Source organism: Tolumonas auensis DSM 9187 (assembly GCF_000023065.1).
GTDB lineage: Bacteria > Pseudomonadota > Gammaproteobacteria > Enterobacterales > Aeromonadaceae > Tolumonas > Tolumonas auensis.
Map to the genome: position 1 here is coordinate 3,290,653 of NC_012691.1, position 17,513 is coordinate 3,308,165.

The 17,513-nt window shown below is 53.2% G+C and carries 16 protein-coding genes and 1 pseudogene; 7 read left to right on the forward strand and 10 right to left on the reverse strand.

What is annotated here, in order from left to right; all coding sequences use genetic code 11:
- Positions 1-62 precede the first annotated feature (62 nt).
- Complete coding sequence (gene pssA / locus TOLA_RS15415) at positions 63-1,415, forward strand: CDP-diacylglycerol--serine O-phosphatidyltransferase (RefSeq protein WP_015880041.1); 1,353 nt, start codon at positions 63-65, stop codon at positions 1,413-1,415.
- 197 nt (positions 1,416-1,612) lie between these two features.
- Positions 1,613-2,179, forward strand: coding sequence for a hypothetical protein (locus TOLA_RS15420; RefSeq protein ID WP_015880042.1), 567 nt, complete (start codon positions 1,613-1,615; stop codon positions 2,177-2,179).
- A gap of 61 nt (positions 2,180-2,240) precedes the next feature.
- Here the strand turns inward: TOLA_RS15420 and putP are convergent, their stop codons facing one another.
- Positions 2,241-3,755 carry a sodium/proline symporter PutP gene (gene putP, locus TOLA_RS15425; RefSeq protein WP_015880043.1) on the reverse strand — a complete coding sequence of 505 codons (1,515 nt, stop codon included), beginning with the start codon at positions 3,753-3,755 and terminating at the stop codon, positions 2,241-2,243.
- Between the two features lie 285 nt (positions 3,756-4,040).
- On the opposite strand from putP, the gene aspA reads away from it, so the two are divergent.
- Positions 4,041-5,462: an aspartate ammonia-lyase gene (gene aspA / locus TOLA_RS15435; RefSeq protein ID WP_015880044.1), complete on the forward strand. Its 1,422-nt coding sequence runs from the start codon at positions 4,041-4,043 to the stop codon at positions 5,460-5,462.
- 41 nt (positions 5,463-5,503) lie between these two features.
- Here aspA and speE read toward each other — a convergent pair whose 3' ends face one another.
- On the reverse strand, positions 5,504-6,382 hold the full coding sequence (gene speE / locus TOLA_RS15440) for a polyamine aminopropyltransferase (protein ID WP_015880045.1): 879 nt from the start codon (positions 6,380-6,382) through the stop codon (positions 5,504-5,506).
- Between the two features lie 128 nt (positions 6,383-6,510).
- On the opposite strand from speE, the gene TOLA_RS15445 reads away from it, so the two are divergent.
- The gene (locus TOLA_RS15445) at positions 6,511-6,648 is read left to right on the forward strand and encodes an entericidin A/B family lipoprotein (RefSeq protein WP_015880046.1); all 138 of its coding nucleotides are present in this window, start codon (positions 6,511-6,513) and stop codon (positions 6,646-6,648) included.
- 75 nt (positions 6,649-6,723) lie between these two features.
- Here TOLA_RS15445 and can read toward each other — a convergent pair whose 3' ends face one another.
- The 5 genes and pseudogenes from can to ftsY form a co-directional block, all read right to left on the reverse strand.
- Positions 6,724-7,386 (reverse strand): carbonate dehydratase, encoded by a 663-nt coding sequence (can, locus tag TOLA_RS15450; protein WP_015880047.1) that lies wholly within the window; start codon positions 7,384-7,386, stop codon positions 6,724-6,726.
- A gap of 71 nt (positions 7,387-7,457) precedes the next feature.
- Positions 7,458-8,312, reverse strand: a complete 855-nt coding sequence (gene rpoH / locus TOLA_RS15455; protein WP_015880048.1) for an RNA polymerase sigma factor RpoH — start codon at positions 8,310-8,312, stop codon at positions 7,458-7,460.
- Between the two features lie 320 nt (positions 8,313-8,632).
- A complete protein-coding gene (gene ftsX, locus TOLA_RS15460) occupies positions 8,633-9,601 on the reverse strand; it encodes a permease-like cell division protein FtsX (protein ID WP_015880049.1) in 969 nt (322 codons plus the stop codon).
- On the reverse strand, positions 9,591-10,271 hold the full coding sequence (gene ftsE / locus TOLA_RS15465) for a cell division ATP-binding protein FtsE (RefSeq protein ID WP_015880050.1): 681 nt from the start codon (positions 10,269-10,271) through the stop codon (positions 9,591-9,593). Before ftsE ends, ftsX begins: the two co-directional genes overlap by 11 nt.
- A gap of 3 nt (positions 10,272-10,274) precedes the next feature.
- Positions 10,275-11,219, reverse strand: a pseudogene (ftsY, locus tag TOLA_RS15470) (signal recognition particle-docking protein FtsY); the annotation flags it as partial.
- 477 nt (positions 11,220-11,696) lie between these two features.
- Between ftsY and rsmD the strand changes: the two are divergent.
- Positions 11,697-12,311, forward strand: a complete 615-nt coding sequence (gene rsmD, locus TOLA_RS15475; RefSeq protein ID WP_015880052.1) for a 16S rRNA (guanine(966)-N(2))-methyltransferase RsmD — start codon at positions 11,697-11,699, stop codon at positions 12,309-12,311.
- Positions 12,308-12,628 (forward strand): DUF1145 domain-containing protein, encoded by a 321-nt coding sequence (locus TOLA_RS15480; RefSeq protein WP_015880053.1) that lies wholly within the window; start codon positions 12,308-12,310, stop codon positions 12,626-12,628. Before rsmD ends, TOLA_RS15480 begins: the two co-directional genes overlap by 4 nt.
- A 38-nt stretch (positions 12,629-12,666) precedes the next feature.
- On the opposite strand, the gene TOLA_RS15485 is transcribed toward TOLA_RS15480, so the two are convergent.
- From TOLA_RS15485 to TOLA_RS15495, 3 genes are all read right to left on the reverse strand, one after another.
- A complete protein-coding gene (locus tag TOLA_RS15485; protein WP_015880054.1) occupies positions 12,667-14,727 on the reverse strand; it encodes an exoribonuclease II in 2,061 nt (686 codons plus the stop codon).
- A gap of 78 nt (positions 14,728-14,805) precedes the next feature.
- Positions 14,806-16,224 (reverse strand): ATP-binding protein, encoded by a 1,419-nt coding sequence (locus TOLA_RS15490; RefSeq protein ID WP_015880055.1) that lies wholly within the window; start codon positions 16,222-16,224, stop codon positions 14,806-14,808.
- Positions 16,214-16,939, reverse strand: coding sequence for a response regulator (locus TOLA_RS15495; RefSeq protein WP_015880056.1), 726 nt, complete (start codon positions 16,937-16,939; stop codon positions 16,214-16,216). The genes TOLA_RS15490 and TOLA_RS15495 overlap by 11 nt, the downstream gene beginning before the upstream one ends.
- Positions 16,940-17,124: 185 nt before the next feature.
- Here TOLA_RS15495 and TOLA_RS15500 point away from each other — a divergent pair, with 185 nt between their 5' ends.
- On the forward strand, positions 17,125-17,490 hold the full coding sequence (locus TOLA_RS15500) for a hypothetical protein (RefSeq protein WP_015880057.1): 366 nt from the start codon (positions 17,125-17,127) through the stop codon (positions 17,488-17,490).
- Positions 17,491-17,513: the final 23 nt, after the last annotated feature.

A 17,513-nucleotide genomic window follows, 5' to 3' on the forward strand; every position in this document is an offset into this window, starting at 1 on the left:
TGCGGTTGTTACAATCTGATTTATTTACTGCACTATTTAGCAAGCTAGCCACAAGGAACGCCATGCTGTATTCAGCCTATTTTCGCCGCCAACTGGAAAAATTGCCGCTGTTACCAGTCGACAGTGACGCCATGCAGATCCTGCATCAGGCCAGTCAGTTCAAACAGCGTATTCTTGAGCTGATCGCCCGTGCGGAACGCCGGATTTATCTGGTGGCACTGTATTTACAGGACGATGAAGCCGGTCGCGAAATCATGCAGGCTCTGTATACCGCCAAACAAGCCCGCCCTCAGCTGGATATCAAGGTGTTTGTCGACTTCCACCGGGCACAGCGCGGCCTGATCGGTAAAGGTGCACAATCCGGCAACCATCTGATGTATCAGGAATTTGCCACCCGTTATCCGAGCTGTGATATTCCGTTTTACGGTGTCCCGGTCAAACGCCGCGAATGGCTGGGCGTGCTGCATCTGAAAGGCTTTCTGTTTGACAACACATTACTCTATTCCGGCGCCAGCCTGAACAATGTGTACCTGCAGCAGCAGGAACGTTACCGTTTTGACCGTTACCATCAGTTCCAGAATGCGGATCTGGCGGAAAGTTTTGCCCGTTTTATTCTGCGTCACTTCGTCAATGACACTGCGGTTCCGCGGCTGGATAAACCAACCATCCCCGGCATCAAACAGATCAAAGCGGAGCAGCGCCGTTTCCGTCGTCGTTTGCAGGCCGGACGTTATGAGTTCGAAGAGAGCGTGATCGGTCCGCGCCAGTTTGGTGTCACCCCACTGGTCGGTTTAGGTAAACGCGGCAACCGCCTGAACCGTACTATCCGCGATCTGGTGCGCAGTGCGGAGCGGGAAATCTTCATCTGCACGCCGTATTTCAATCCGCCGCGTTCGCTGGCGCGCGATATCGATGGTCTGCTGCACCGCAAAGTCAAAGTCACCATCGTTGTCGGGGATAAAACGGCCAATGATTTCTATATTCCACCCTGTGATCCATTCAAGACCGTGGGCGGATTACCTTATCTGTATGAGATCAATCTGCGCCGCTTCGCCAGCCGCTACCAGCAATTCATTGATAACGGGCAGCTGAATATCATGCTGTGGCAGCATGAACAGCACTCTTATCATCTGAAGGGCATTTTTGTCGATGAGCAGCTGAGCCTGATCACCGGCAGCAACCTGAATCCGCGTGCCTGGTCGCTGGATCTGGAAAATGGCATGTTATTGCGGGATCCGCATCGTCTGCTGTGTGACCGCTTTTTTGCCGAGAAAGAAAATATTCTGCAGCATACCCGCCGGCTGACGCATTTCAGCGAGCTGGAGCAACTGCCGGACTATCCGGATGCGGTGAAACGTCTGCTGACCCGGATCCAGCGTTTCAAAGCACATATCCTGCTGAAGCAAATCCTGTAACCGTCCTGACCACAGATACCGGTGCTGAGCTGAACACAGCACCGGCCTTTTGAGCCTGAACTTCGCCTTCTTCAGATGCAACAGACTGATAAATAATCAATTATGACAATTATATGAACTCCAGACCGCTCTGTTTTACATCTGGTTTCAGGTAATATCTGTGCTCAGAATTTAAAATAAGAAGGCACAGCATAAACGTGGAAAAAAATATTCTCCTGCTGGCAGAAGAAAATCTGTCTCATCTGGCAACATTAAATCTGCAGATGTATCCACAGATATTCGTGAATATCTCTTCGCAAGACGGATCGGTCTCAATACCGGCAGCCAAAGAATTACTGGCACTCCAGTTACAACATAAGTGCAATATCCAACTCATGACGAATTCATCCGCGGATCCGGACATCGCCTGGGCATGGCTACTGGGTAAACTGGCTGCATCATCGCCGGATAAATCCATTACGCTGCTGTCGGACAATAAAGCGCTGCTGTCGCTGGTTGAACTCTGCACCGAGCAAGGTCAGTCCGTGCAGCTGTTACAGATACACACCACGGCCACACCGGCAGGCAATGAAGAAAAAAGCGAGCAGTCTGTTGCCGGGATGATTGCAGAAAAAGAAGGTCGTCAACGCAAAAACGAGCAGATTATCAACGCATTAATGAAAAAAGCCTCTGCGTTGCCTTATCAGGTGACGGAAGGGAAATCCGTATCCACGTTTATCAAAGAACAGGAAGTCGGTGCGGATCATCAGATTCAGCTCGGTTAATCCGGTTTCTCTGATTCAGAAGAAGCCCGTCCTGTTTTCTCTCCAGGACGGGTTTTTGTTGTTACTCGGTTACCGGATCACAAGCCACATCATTTGAGCCGGCCATTTCGGCCTTCATCAGTGCGAAATCCTGTTGCATACGCATGGATGGTGCCTTGTCCATTAAGCTGAACAGGACAATCGCCATCGTCGACAGCAGGAAGCCCGGCACCATTTCATACAGCCCGAACCAGCCACCGTTACGCCAGACGATCACGGTCAGTGCACCAATCAGCATACCCGCCAGCGCGCCATTGCGGGTCATGCGTGACCAGGTCAGGGATAACAACACCACCGGACCAAACGCAGAACCAAAACCGGCCCAGGCATAGCCCACCAGTCCCAGCACCTTACTGGTTGGATCAGCGGCAATCACAATCGCAATCACGGCCACCAGCAGCACCATCATACGGCCAACCCAAACCAGCTCTTTCTGCGAGGCATCCGGACGGAAAAAGACTTTATAGAAATCTTCGGTCAGTGCCGAGGAAGAAACCAGCAACTGGCAGGACAGCGTACTCATGACTGCCGCCAGAATTGCAGACAGCAAAATACCGGCAATCCACGGGTTAAACAGCAGTTGTGATAAGGAGATAAACACGGTTTCGTGGTTTGCCTGTACGGAACCGGCCTGCTCAGGATGCGCGGAGAAATAAGCGATCCCAAAGTAGCCGACCGCAACCGCACCCGCCAGAGTCACAATCATCCAGGTCATGCCGATACGGCGTGCATTCGGGATGGTTTTCACTGAACTGGCCGCCATGAAGCGCGCCAGAATATGTGGTTGGCCCATATAGCCCAGACCCCAGGCCATCAGCGAAATAATACCAATGGTGGTAGTACCATGGAACATGTCACTGTATTTCACATCCAGCGTATTGATTGCCTGTACCGCCTGGTCAAAACCACCGGCATGCAACATCACAATAACCGGCGTCAGCAACAGCGCAAAAATCATCAGCGTGGCCTGTACGGTATCGGTCCAGCTTACCGCCAGAAATCCACCGAGAAACACGTACAGAATCGTCGCTGCGGCACCCGCCCAGAGCGCCACGTCATAGCTCAGGCCAAACGTCTGTTCGAATAAACGGGCACCAGCCACCATACCGGAAGCACAGTAGATCGTGAAAAACACCAGAATAATCACCGCCGCCAGCACCCGCAGCAGTTTGCTGCGATCTTCAAAACGGTGAGTAAAATAATCCGGCAGAGTTAACGCATTGCGGGTAATTTCGGTGTAAACACGTAACCGGCCTGCAACCAGCATCCAGTTAAACCCCGCACCGATAATCAGCCCGATGGCAATCCAGCTTTCGGAAATACCTGACGCATACACGGCGCCCGGCAAACCCAGCAATAACCAGCCGCTCATATCGGAAGCGCCGGCGCTCATGGCGGTCACAAAACTACCGAGACTGCGGCCGCCGAGAATGTAATCGGACAGATCGCGGGTATAGCGCCATGCGGCAAAGCCGATACCGATCATCGCCAGAATATAGATGACGAACGTAATCGTCGTCGGGTTAGTCAAGTTCACAGGCTTCCTCTCCTATGGATTAAACAGAATACGGAACGCACAGCAACCGTATGTTGGAAAAGAGCCGAATAATAACGTATTCCCCTATCAAGTGCGATGATATCTGCACAATCGCACCATGTTCGCCACCAGATACCTTTATTTTCCCCTTTATTAAAAATAATGAAAACCGGTCTGCCCATCAGTTTTATCCAGCCTAACGTAAACATCCATACGTGCTGATTATTCAACGAAAATGGCTGTGCCATACTCTGCTTATCCCCCCGAAGAAGTGCAGAACGCATCATGACGAGTCAATTCAGAGAAGAGGAAGATCTGCTGGGCCGCATGCAGGTAGATAACCAACATTACTATGGCATTCATACCCTGCGGGCTATCGATAATTTCAGGATAAGCCAGCAACGCATCAGTGATGTACCGGAATTTATCAACGGCTTGCTGCATACCAAAAAAGCGGCGGCATTAGCTAACCGGGCGCTGGGCACCATCGATGCGGAACGGGCAGGAATGATTATCGCCACCTGCGATCTGATGCTGTCTACCGGTCGCTGTTTTGATCAGTTCCCGATTGACCTGTTTCAGGGCGGCGCCGGTACGTCGGTCAACATGAATGCCAACGAAGTCATTGCCAATCTGGCGCTGGAGCTGCAGGGCCACCCGAAAGGGGCCTATCACATTCTGAACCCGAACGATCACGTGAATCGTTGCCAGTCGACCAATGATGTTTATCCGACGGCCTTCCGCGTCGCGCTGTATGAAAGTACCTTTGGCCTGCTGACAAATCTGAAACAACTGATTAAGGCCTTTGATGATAAAGCGATCCGTTTTAATGATGTGCTGAAAATGGGCCGTACTCAGTTGCAGGATGCCGTGCCGATGACACTCGGTCAGGAGTTCCATGCCTTTGCGGTCACGTTGCGCGAAGAGATCAAAAGTATTGGCCGCTGTCAGGAATTGTTGCTGGAAGTGAATCTGGGGGCGACGGCTATCGGTACCGGAATGAACACTCCGCCGGATTACTCCGCACTGGCCATCCGCTATCTGGCGGAAATAACCGGGCATAACTATGTTCCGGCAGAAGATCTGATTGAGGCAACTTCAGACTGTGGTGCCTATCTGATACTGCACAGCGCCTACAAGCGGCTGGCAATGAAACTCTCGAAAATCTGTAATGATCTGCGTCTGCTGAGTTCCGGTCCCCGGGCCGGTCTGCATGAAATTAACCTGCCGCAGCGGCAGGCTGGTTCTTCCATTATGCCGGCCAAGGTCAATCCGGTGATTCCGGAAGTGGTGAATCAGGTCTGCTTTAAAGTGATCGGGAATGATGTCACCGTGACCATGGCCGCCGAAGCGGGTCAGTTACAGCTGAATGTCATGGAACCGGTCATCGCACAGTGTATGTTTGAATCGCTCGGCCTGCTCGCCAATGCCTGCACCTGTCTGCGCGAAAAATGCGTGGAAGGGATCACCGCGAATAAGGAGCGTTGTGAAGAATATGTGTTCAGTTCCATTGGTCTGGTGACATTCCTGACGCCGTATATCGGACACCATGCCTGTGACGAAATCGGTAAAGAGTGCGTGGCAACCGGCAAATCAGTGCGGGAAGCGGTACTGGAACGGGGTCTGCTCAGCGAAACCCAGCTGGATGAGATCTTCTCGGTAGATAATCTGAAGAAACCGCGTTATCCGGGTAAAGCCGTCTACTGAGTATCAGCCACAGAGCTCGCGGGCTCTGTGGCTGATGCACGTTACACCGGCTGCAGCAACTGACGCACAAAATTTGGTACCGCAAGTGCCGCCTGATGGGTATCGCCATTGTAATAGTTCAGACCGCTGATCCCGCGCTGTTGCAGACGCAGTTCAACCGTACCGGCATCCAGCTGTTTCGGATCGCGTAACTGGCTGGCACAGGCCATACCCCAGAATCCGCCGTACAGGGTGATCGGGATCAGTACCGGTCGTACCACCCGGAATACAGCGCTTAATTCAGCGAATAAATGGCGAAACCGTTCACGATGAAACTGCGGTGAACCGACGTGCAGAGATAACAACCCGTGCTCACCAATCAGGCGGGCACAATCGGTGAAAAATTCACGGCTATAGAGCGGTTCGGCATAGCCTTGCGGATCCGTCAGATCGAGCACAATCAAATCAAAAGCCTGCTGACATGCCGCGACATATTTCAGCCCATCGGCAATCACCAGTTCCAGGCGCGGATCATGGAATGCGCCCTGATGCACTTTACCGAAATACTCCTCGGCAATCGCCACCACACCGGCATCCAGCTCACACACCACGACTTTTTCGATACCGGGATATTTCAGCAACTGCCGTGCCGAACCACCATCCCCGCCGCCGATAATCAGTGCGGTTCGCGGATCAGGATGCGTGATCGCCGGAATATGATTCAGATTTTCATGGTAGAACCACTCATCGGCTTCCGAGGTCATCAGATAACCATCCAGACGGAATACGCGGCCAAAGGCGGCCGTCTCCATGACTTCGATATGCTGATACGGGCTGGAAAAATCATCCAGTACCTCACCGGCACGGAACACAAACCCCACATCCGGCGTCAGCCATTCAGTGATAAATTGTTCCGTCAGATAGTGGTTTTTATTCTTCATACTATATCCATACCCCTGCCGGTCCGGTGGACTGCTATGTTAACAATCATCACGTTATAATAGATTCCTTATCGGCAAAGTCCGTGTTCTGAATTATATTTATCGTATTACATTAACGAGGATAAATGATGAAAACGATTACTGGACTCTTAATTGCCATATTCTTCCTGAGTGCTTGTAACACTATCCATGGTGTGGGGCAGGATATTCAGCGTGGCGGTGAAAAAGTTAAAGATGCCGCAACCGACGTGCAACAGAAACTGTAATCTTAGCGTATGTAGATAGGAATGAAATTGCTGATGCGCGGCTGCCCCAACGCGGTTGGGGCTGTATCTCTGAATTTATTTGGAGTGATGCAAGGCTGATACTTTTTGGCAGGAAGAACGATACACTTCCGGGATCTGCTCCAGTGCATTGACCGTAATATCCAGATCACGTAACAAACCATCTTTGACATCATAGATCCAGCCATGCACCGCCAGTGGCTGCCCTCGCCGCCAGGCATTCTGCACAATCGAGGTATAGCAGACGTTCGCCACCTGCTCGAGCACATTCAGCTCGCACAGATAATCCTGCCGCTCATGCTCGTCTTCGATTTCTTCCATCTGCGCCTGATACTTGTAATGAATATCCTTGATATTCCGCAGCCAGTTATCGATCAGGCCATATTCCTTATTCCCCATCGCCGCAATCACCCCACCACAGTGATAATGGCCACAGACAATGATGTGCTTCACTTTCAGCACTTCCACCGCGTACTGGATCACGGAGAGACAGTTAAAGTCGGTATGCACCACCAGATTCGCCACATTGCGATGCACAAATACATCACCCGGTAGCAACCCCAGCAGTTCATTCGCCGGCACCCGGCTATCGGAGCAACCAATCCATAAATACTCCGGAGCCTGTTGTGATGCCAGTTTTTCAAAAAACTTGGGATCTTCTGCTTTGATCTGCTCCGCCCATAGGCGATTCTGAGTAAATAATTGCTTCAGCAGTTTCACGCTTCTTTCTCCCTCTTTTACAGCCAAAAAAAAGGTCTCGCTAAAGAGACCTTTCGGGGTTCAGTCAGGCCTTATGCCTCGAGCACATCCTTGAGCTTCTTCAGCGCATTCTTTTCGAGCTGGCGCACACGCTCCGCAGAGACGCCATACCGATCGGCCAGCTCCTGCAACGTCTGCTTGTTATCCTCATCCAGCCAGCGTGCACGGACGATTTGCTGACTCCGTTCATCCAACCCCTGCAACGCATAAGCCAGACGATGCTCGGCATGCGTGTCCCAGTTGTTGTTTTCATATACTGTCGCCAGATCGGACGATTTATCTTCCAGATACTGTGCCGGTGCGAAATTGCTTTCGCTGTCGTCATCGTCATAACCGTCGAAGGAGTGATCCAGACCACTCATCCGGGATTCCATTTCGGTGACATCTTCCGGCGATACGCCTAATTCTTCCGCAACTGCACGCACTTCATCCTGGTTAAACCAGCCGAGGCGTTTTTTAGTCTTACGCAGATTGAAGAATAGCTTACGTTGCGCTTTTGTGGTGGCGACTTTAACCATACGCCAGTTACGCAGCACATATTCGTGTATTTCGGCCTTGATCCAATGCACTGCAAAGGAGACCAGACGCACACCGACCGTTGGATCAAAGCGTTTAACCGCTTTCATCAGGCCGATGTTACCTTCCTGGATCAGATCCGCCTGTGGCAATCCGTAGCCAGAATAAGTGCGCGCGATGTGGACCACAAAACGCAGGTGCGACATAACCAGCTGACGCGCAGCTTCCAGATCACCGTCGTTCTGCAACTGCTCAGCCAGTGCCCGTTCTTTTTCAGCAGTCAGCATCGGGATGCTGTTCACTGCCTGAATATAGCCCTCCAGACTACCCTGGGGAACCAGAACTAAATTGCGCTGAAGATCAGTACCCATCGAATACCTCTTTTACCTTAACGTCGAATGCTTCATTCAAAGATTGTGTAATAACACATCCCGCAAGCGTCCGGGACATTTAAACTTGTTCAATATCAAGTTTTGCATATCTTGTCACGCTTGTTAACAAATTTCAGGCATAAAAAAGGGGAGACCTAAAGACTCCCCGAAATCTGAGCATGTTTCCGATATACCAAGTATCAAAAATACATCATCACCAAGCCAAAAGAGAAAGATGACTTTCCCAACAGAATTAACCCTCAAATAATCAGACAGCAGGGTTGTGCAAAAGTTCGCATAATTTTCGATAAATTTTAAAATTAGTGCGGTTCGATTTCGCTCAGGTGCTTATGCACCGAAAACCAGGCCGCCCCCATGCTGAGGGAAACCCCGAGCAGGATCAGCAAACCGCCATCTGCGGAGCCTAAGCCAACCAGGCGGAAACTGCTGTCATAGAGTTCAGCCAGATAGGTCACTGCCTGTTCGCTCAGTAACAGCAAGACCTCTGATAACCACCAGGCGACCAGTCCGCCCACGGCGCCATACCAGAACCCCAGATAAAGGAACGGACGCTGAATAAAGCCATCCGTCGCCCCTACCAGTTTCATCACTTCGATTTCGCTGCGACGGCTGAAGATATACAACCGCAGCGTGTTCGCCACGGTGAGTAACAAACCGATCACCAGAAAACCGCCAAACACATGCACCAGCTGACGCGCCAGCGCAATAATCCCGTTCAGCCGGGTGACCCACTGGATATCCAGCTTGGCCTGCTGAACGGCACTTTCCTGCTTCAGGCTTTGCAGTAACTGCTCACTTTCCTGCGGGGTGTGAAAGGCCTGACGGGGTGTCACCTCCAGCACCGGCGGCAGCGGGTTATCCGAAAGATAGGCCTGTGCTTCGGAGAAACCGGACAGTGCCTTGAACTCGCTCATCCCCTGTTCCGGCGAGATATAGCGTACCGATTCCACCTGGCCATTCTGCCGGATGCGATCCTGCAATGCCTGAATCTCCGGCTCGCTGATGCCTTTCTGCAGATAGAGCGTGATCTGGGTGCCGTTCTGCCATTGAGCAGTGACACTTTCGGCATTTTTCAGAATGACCATCAGTGCCGCCGGTAGCGCCAGACTGACGCCAATAACACCAATCGTCATCAAGGAGGTCAGCGGGGTATGCCAGATTTCGTGCATCGTCTGCCGAAATTGCTGCAGATGGAGAAACAGCCAGAGAAAGAAACGACTGCCCTGTCCCGGCGCTGGCTGCACATGTGAAGTTGATTTACGCGCCATGGTCTACCCTCAAGGTATCTTCGACTAACCGCCCCTGCTGCAACACCAGCTTGCGCTGACCACTATCCTCAATCAGCTTCTGGTCATGACTGGCGATCAGTACCGCCACGCCCAGCGCATTCAGTTCACGGAACAGCTGCATGATTTCATGCGCCAGTGCCGCATCGAGATTGCCGGTCGGTTCATCCGCCAGCAGTAAGGGCGGCATATTCACGATCGCGCGGGCAATACCGACCCGTTGCTGTTCCCCGCCGGAGAGCATCATCGGCAGATGCTGCGCTTTGTTGTGCAGACGGACCTTGTCCAGCGCCGCCATGACCCGCTTCTGGATCTCCAGTGGCGAGGCACCGGCAATCTGCAACGGCAGCGCGACATTATCGAATACGGAACGATCGAGCAGCAGACGGTGATCCTGAAAAATCATGCCGATCTGACGACGGATAAACGGCACTTCGGCCTTGGTGATTTCAGACAGGTCGCGGCGGTTGAACAGAATGCGGCCATCGGAAGGCCGCTCCTGGACACTGATGAGTTTCAGTAAGGTACTTTTCCCGGCCCCGGAATGTCCGGTCAGAAAGGCCATTTCGCCGGAACGCAGCTGAAAACTGACCTTCTGCAGCGCCATGTGACCACCACTGTACACCTTACTGACATGGTCAAACTGGATCATGGTTTAGTGTTGTTCTCCGCTGAACAGCGCTTCGATAAAATCATTGGCTTCGAACGGGCGCAGATCTTCTATCGCTTCACCGACACCGATATAACGGATTGGAATACCGAACTGGTTCGCGATGGCGAAAATCACCCCGCCTTTGGCAGTGCCGTCCAGTTTGGTCAGGGTAATCCCGTTCACACCGACCGCTTCACCGAACAGTTTCGCCTGACTGATCGCGTTCTGACCGGTACTGGCATCCAGCGTCAGCATCACTTCATGCGGCGCGCTGTCATCCAGCTTTTTCATCACCCGGACGATCTTCTTCAGCTCTTCCATCAGATGACCTTTGTTCTGCAGACGACCCGCCGTATCCGCAATCAGGATATCGATGTTGCGCGATTTGGCGGCCTGAATGGCATCGAAAATGACTGATGCGGAGTCGGCACCGGTATGCTGGGCAATCACCGGAATATGGTTGCGCTGACCCCAGACCTGCAGCTGTTCGACGGCGGCGGCACGGAAGGTATCACCCGCCGCCAGCATCACCGATTTGCCCTGCGCCTGGAAATGTTTGGCCAGCTTACCGATGGTGGTGGTTTTACCCACACCATTCACACCGATCATCAGAATGACATACGGGGTTTTGCTGCTGTCGATCTGCAGCGGCTGGCTGACCGGCTGCAGAATGGCGGCCATTTCCTGCTTCAGCAGGTCATATAATGCTTCGGCATCTTTTAACTGATGGAATTTCGCCTGCTTGATCAGACCCTGCATAATGCGCTGGGTGGTTTCCACCCCCAGATCGGCGGTCAGCAGCTGGGTTTCCAGCTCATCGAACAGGTCATCATCGAGTTTTTTGCCGCGAAACAGCGCCATGAAGCCGGCACCGATCGATTCACGGGTCCGCATCAGGCCTTTCACCAGACGGCCAAACAGGCTGGTCCGTTTTGGCTTTTCCTGTGTTTCTTCCTGATGTTCAGCGATCAGTTCAGGCTCTGCAGCAGGTATTTCTTCTGCCACAGATACCACTTCAGGTTCAGGCTCTTCCGCGATCACCATTTCAGCTTCGGCAACAGACGGTTCAACCTCTGTGACGACCGGTGCGGTGATGACTGTTTCCGGCTCAGTTGACGGTGACACTTCAGCAACCGGCTCTACGACCTCAGTTGCAGGTGCCTGCGCTGGCTGTTCAGTGACGGCAGACGAGGATGCTTCCGCTGGCTGCTGTGCGGATACGTCGGCTTCCGGTGTTGTTTTCGCGGTGTCTTCCGGAACTGCTTTGTCTTTTGATCCCCGGCTGAACCAGGAGAAAAGTCCTTTTGCCATTAACGATTACTCACTTGCTGCATAGACTGCTAGAATGCCGCCTTCGATAGTGATGACGGTACATAAACTGGGCGTCATACTACCACCTTTTCCTGCTTTTGATGAAGAAACCCCATGGCACGCAGCAAAACTTCCTCTCCCCGTTCTACTCCTTCCGCCGGCCGGGCCGGTATGATCCGGCTGATCAGCGGTCAGTGGCGCGGACGTAAATTACCGGTCCATGATGTTGACGGGCTGCGGCCGACCACCGATCGGGTAAAAGAGACACTGTTCAACTGGTTAGCAGCGGAAGTTCGTGCCAGCCGTTGTCTGGATGTCTTCGCCGGAAGTGGCAGTTTGGGATTTGAAGCACTATCCCGTTATGCCAGTTATGTCATGATGATCGAGAAGGAACCGAAGGCCGCCCGTCAGTTGCAGCTGAATCTGCAGACGTTACAGTGTTCTCAGGCGCAGGTGATCTGCCGTGATGCACTGCAGGTATTGCAGGCTGGCTGTAGCGAACCGTTTGAACTGGTGTTTCTGGACCCGCCGTTCCGTAAGAATCTGCTGCCGCAGGTGATCCCGTTACTGGAACAGCAGGGTTGGCTGGCAGCAAGAGCGGTGATTTATCTGGAACGGGAAAATGACGGTGAGCCACCGGTCATACCGCCGAACTGGCAATTATTAAAAGACAAACAGGCTGGTCAGGTTTGTTACCAGCTGTATTTGCGGGAGAGTCCGTCTGCATGAAATGGTTATTTTTGTTGTTAGCCAAACTGATCGTGATGGGGTTCTGGCTGGGTAGTGTTTATTTCACCTTTATTCATCCGCTGGAAGGCAAAATTCATACGCTGATCCCGGTGTTTGCCGTGCTGGTGCTGATGGTACATGCCATTCAGGCTGCCATCATGACGCTGGTCGCCAAAGATATGATCAAGCTGACAGCCCGTGATTATATCGAGCTCCTGCTGTTTGGGTTCTTTCGCATGATTGAGCTGCGTGGTGCCATCTATGAAGCCGCGCAGAAGAAAAAAGCCGAAATCGAGGCCAAAAGAAAGGAGGCCTGAGCCTCCTTTGCTGATTTCCACGTTACGCTGTGCCAGCCTTACGCTTCATCTTCTTCCGGTGCCGTTTCTTCCGGTTCCGTCAGCAGTTCGTCCATCAGTTCATGCTCGGATTCTGCCAGCACTTCCTTCGTGACCGGTGCTGCCGCAGACGGCAACTCGGTTGGGATCGCCACCAGCGTGCGGGTTGCTTCGATCGCATCCTGCAATTTCACCTGAATGGTCTGACCTAACTCGTAGTGAATTTCACCATCAAGATAAGCCCGGCCTTCGTCATGGTTGCAGACGAAACGCTTGCGGTCTTTCAGGATCAGGCTGCCCGGAATGAAGCACACGGCACCATTTTCCAGCAGACGCACTTTCAGACCACTGCGCATCACATCCATGATTTCCGCATCAAATACCTGCTGTGAAGCCACGGCCGGTAACAGGAAGCGGGCATATAACCAGTCGCCGATATCGCGCTCCGCCATGCGGTTGCTACGACGTGACAGACTCAACGCATCGGTCAGCGCGGCATCGGCACGCACTGGCACTTCCTGCTGGCTGATAATCGCCTTCAGGATGCGGTGGTTGATCATGTCGCCGTATTTACGGATCGGGGACGTCCAGGTCGCGTAATGGCTCAAACCTAAGCCGAAATGCGGGCCCGGTTCCGCCGACATCAGCGAGTAGGTCTGGAAACGACGGATACGGTTGTCCAGATAGCTGGTTGGTTGCGCATCCAGCCAGTGACGCAACTGGCAGAAGCCCGGCAGCGTCAGCAGCGTTTCGTCAGTCAGCGGCGCTTCGTGCAGCTGCAGTAATTCCTGCACGCCTTTGAATTTCTCAACATCCAGACCGGCATGCACGTTGAAAATGCCATAACCCGGCTGAGCGGCAAGGAAATCACCGGCGCACTGGTTGGCGGCAATCATCGATTCTTCCACGATCTTGTTCGCACTGCGGCGGAATGAGGCGTGGATCGCCACCACTTCACCGGCTTCGTTCAGTTCGAAATCGTAGTCCGGACGGTCTTTAAACAGAATGGCGTGCTCTTTGCGCCAGGTCTGACGCGCGGTGGTTGCCGCGTGCAACAGTTCGATCTGTTCGACGATGACTGGTGCCGGATCGAACCCTTCTGCACTGCCGTTTTCCAGCCAGTCGGACAGCTGATCATAAATCAGACGACCTTGTGAGCGGATATTCGCGGCAAAGAAACGCGGCTCCGGTAACAGCTCACCGGCTGCCGTGATCAGCATTTCACAGCACAGTGCCGGACGCTCTTCACCTTCATGCAGTGAACACAGCTCGTCACTCAAGTGACGCGGGATCATCGGAATGTTGCGGCCCGGCAGATAGACGGTAAACGCGCGTTTTGCGGCTTCCAGATCCAGCGCACTACCCGGCTCGATATACGCGGTCGGATCGGCAATCGCCACCAGCATTTTCCAGCCGTCAGCGGTTTTTTCTACATATAAGGCATCGTCCATATCGCGGGTCGATTCACCGTCGATAGTGACAAACGGCAGCGCAGTCAGATCTTCACGGGTCAGACCTTCCTCACGCAGTTGCCATTCCTGCTCAATGTCCGGGGCACAACGCGGCAGATCATGGCGACGTAACACCACCCACCACGGCGCTTCCGGATCGTTGTTATGCGTCACATATTCGGTAATTTCAGCGAAATGGCCACTGGCATCACTCATGCCGTGACGTTTCAGATTGGCAATGACCCAATCGCCTTCTTTGAACTGCTTTTCATCCAGTCCTTTCATCGGGCGTGCTTTGATCGCGTCTTTCATGACCGGATGGTCCGGCACCACGAACAGGCGATCTTTGATCACTTTAATGCGGGCCACGAAGCGGGTCAGGAACGGGGTGACCAGTGATTCCGGCTCAGCCTGTTCTTTACCATTTTCAGCGCGGATGACGGCGATAATCCGGTCACCGTGCATTACTCGCTTCATCTGCTGTGGTGCAATGAAGTAGCTTTCACCCCGGTGATCGGTTTCCAGAAAGCCGAAGCCACGGTCAGAGGCGCGAACGACCCCTTCTTTTTTCGGCAGATTGTCGCGAAGCTGCTGCTTGAGCTGCGCCAGTAACGGGTTATCTTGAAACATGCTCTTCTAATCCTGTCAGGAAAACCTGACGACTATACGGATTTAACCAGGGGAAACCAAGCAGGTTTCCCCGCTGGCTCAGACCGGTAACTGAATTTCTGCCAGCAGGCCACCCTCCGGCGCATTCGTCAGACGCAATTCACCGCCATGCTGATGGATCAGTGTGCGGGCAATCGCCAGTCCCAGTCCGACACTGCCATCTTCCGTGTTACGGGCGGTATCCAGCCGGTAAAAGGGCTTAAATACGCTCTCCAGCTGTTCTTCCGGAATGCCCTCCCCGTGGTCACGGACCCGGATCAGCAGCGCGTCCGGCGTCTCTTCCAGCGAGACTTCGGCATCCCCGGCATACTTCAGGGCATTGTTGATTAAATTCTGTAACACCCGGCGCAGCACTTCCGGCCGGCACTGATAAACCCGTTTGCCTTCGGCATTGCAAATCACCGGCTGACCATTGTCTTCATAATCATCACACAGGCTGTGCAGCAAGCTGACCAGATCCACCGGCCGGCTGGCTTCGCCATGATGTTCATCGCGGGCAAAGCTTAAGGTGGCGTGCAGCATATTTTCCATCTGTGCCAGTGTCTGCAGCATGCGATCCCGATCATCGCCTTCCGGCAGGAACTCACAACGCAGCCGCAGACTGGTCAGCGGGGTACGTAAATCATGTGAAATCGCGGCCAGCATCTGGGTGCGATCCTGCACAAAACGATTGAGGCGTAACTGCATACGGTTAAATGCGGCCAGAGTTTCTGTCACTTCCAGCGGGCCGGTTTCATTTAACGGCGGAATGGCATCACCACGGCCAAACTGTTCGGCCTGTTGTGCCAGCAATTTCAGCGGCCGGGTGGTACGGCGCAGTAACACGAACAATACGGCACCGATCAGCAATGCCACCAGCAACAAACTCAGGAGGGAACGCAGTGACCAGGTCGGCGGCTCCCGATCGGCCAGTGAACTGAAATTCAGCCAGCGGCCATCCACCAGCTCAATCGCGCCATACATCCGTACATCCCGCTGCCATAACGGTGGCGGCCGGTTATTGCCATCCCGCCCCTGCTTATCACGCACTTGCTGATGCATTTGCTGGAACATGGTGGGCGGCGGCATATTGCTGACCCGCTCAGCACTGATCTGAATACTGAGATTGCCGGGATAATCCAGCAGATGGCGGAAAATGGTTTCATATTGATCATTGTGTTCGCTGGGGGATAACGGTACGTCCTGAATCCGCATCATCAGCGTTTCACTGCGGCTGGCGCGCAAAATTTCTTCATGCAGCTGGGCCGGCGAGCTGCTGAGCAGACGCACCACCGAGGAGAGACGGATCATGGCATTGCGGCTGTTGACCAGCCCCAGCGCTTCATCCCGTTCGGAACGATAGATCTGCAGCCCCAGCACCTGTGCCAGGATCAGCCCGGCCAGTGCCAGCAATAAAATCTGTGCGGTAATGCTTTGTGGCAACCAGCGGCGCCAGAAGGATGGCAGTTCAACTGTCATGCCGGACCTCGGCACTGAACATATAGCCACCGCCCCAGACGGTTTTAATCAGTTCCGGTTTTTTCGGATCCACTTCCAGTTTGCGCCGCAGGCGGCTGACCAGGGTGTCAATCGCCCGATCGAATGCCTGCGCTTCACGTCCCCGGGCCATATCCAGTAACTGATCCCGGCTCAGTACCCGCTTCGGCCGTTCCAGAAAGACTTTCAGCAGATCAAATTCCGCCGTGGAAAGGCTGATCGCCACGCCGTGCTCGTCGACCAGCTCACGCCGGGCCAGATCCAGCTGCCAGTGATCAAAATGCAACCGCTCCGGCAGTTCTTCCTGCGAATCCGGCATCAGATTGGCTCGCCGCAACACAGCGCGAATACGGGCCAGCAGTTCCCGCGGATTAAACGGTTTCGCCAGATAATCATCCGCCCCCATCTCCAGACCGATAATCCGATCCATCTCCTCACCCATCGCAGTCAGCATCACCACCGGCAGTGAAGAGCGGGCACGCAGATCGCGGCACAACGTCAGACCATCCTCGCCCGGCAACATCAGGTCGAGCACCAGCAGGGTAAAATGGCCATTTTCCAGCAAACGCTTCATCTCCTTGCCGTCACGGGCACAGGTGACCTTGAAGCCATGTTGCTCCAGAAAACGTTTCAACAAATCACGTATATCGGCGTGGTCATCAACCACCAGAATATGGGGCAGGGTCGGCTGGTTCATGCAGGCTCCTTGAAAGCGCGTGACGTCAGTATATAAAGTTGCGTAAGGAATGTATGGCAAATTATGTCAACGGGCTAATCTGGCACAGACTGTTACAAAATAGCCTGTTTCTGGCACAGCGTTGCAACATTTATGGTCTGTAATGATAGTGCAGAAACGAATTAATGAGAGATAGGAGAAATATCATGTTAACACGCAAACAAGCTCTGCTGACCTTAGCGCTGATGACCAGTCTGCCAGTTGCTGGCTGGGCGGCCACTGAAGCAGCCAGCGCTGCGGCTCCGACAACTCCGGTAGTACAACCATGTCCGTTCGGTGGTCCGGATGGTAACGGTCCTGGCATGATGCGTCAGGGTAAAATGATGATGGGCCGTGATGGCGGTCACCACGGCATGAAACGGATGCACAATACTGAACAGCTGCAGACTCAGCTGGATGAGATCAAAGATCCAAAAGTAAAAGCCAAATTTGTGGAAATGTTGAAAGCCCGTCTGGCTTACGAAGAAGCCCAGATCGAATCTACCAAAGCGTTCCTTGATAAACAGAAGTAATTAGTAAGTCCATATATTTTGCG

Coding starts and splice junctions, on each gene's coding strand:
- pssA (WP_015880041.1), top strand. CDS start 63: ATGCTGTATTCAGCCTATTTTCGCCGCCAACTGGAAAAATTGCCGCTG.
- TOLA_RS15500 (WP_015880057.1), top strand. CDS start 17,125: ATGTTAACACGCAAACAAGCTCTGCTGACCTTAGCGCTGATGACCAGT.
- rpoH (WP_015880048.1), bottom strand. CDS start 8,312: ATGGGTACTGATCTTCAGCGCAATTTAGTTCTGGTTCCCCAGGGTAGT.
- TOLA_RS15480 (WP_015880053.1), top strand. CDS start 12,308: ATGAAATGGTTATTTTTGTTGTTAGCCAAACTGATCGTGATGGGGTTC.
- rsmD (WP_015880052.1), top strand. CDS start 11,697: ATGGCACGCAGCAAAACTTCCTCTCCCCGTTCTACTCCTTCCGCCGGC.
- TOLA_RS15490 (WP_015880055.1), bottom strand. CDS start 16,224: ATGACAGTTGAACTGCCATCCTTCTGGCGCCGCTGGTTGCCACAAAGC.
- ftsE (WP_015880050.1), bottom strand. CDS start 10,271: ATGATCCAGTTTGACCATGTCAGTAAGGTGTACAGTGGTGGTCACATG.
- TOLA_RS15495 (WP_015880056.1), bottom strand. CDS start 16,939: ATGAACCAGCCGACCCTGCCCCATATTCTGGTGGTTGATGACCACGCC.
- TOLA_RS15485 (WP_015880054.1), bottom strand. CDS start 14,727: ATGTTTCAAGATAACCCGTTACTGGCGCAGCTCAAGCAGCAGCTTCGC.
- ftsX (WP_015880049.1), bottom strand. CDS start 9,601: ATGGCGCGTAAATCAACTTCACATGTGCAGCCAGCGCCGGGACAGGGC.
- TOLA_RS15445 (WP_015880046.1), top strand. CDS start 6,511: ATGAAAACGATTACTGGACTCTTAATTGCCATATTCTTCCTGAGTGCT.
- speE (WP_015880045.1), bottom strand. CDS start 6,382: ATGAAGAATAAAAACCACTATCTGACGGAACAATTTATCACTGAATGG.
- aspA (WP_015880044.1), top strand. CDS start 4,041: ATGACGAGTCAATTCAGAGAAGAGGAAGATCTGCTGGGCCGCATGCAG.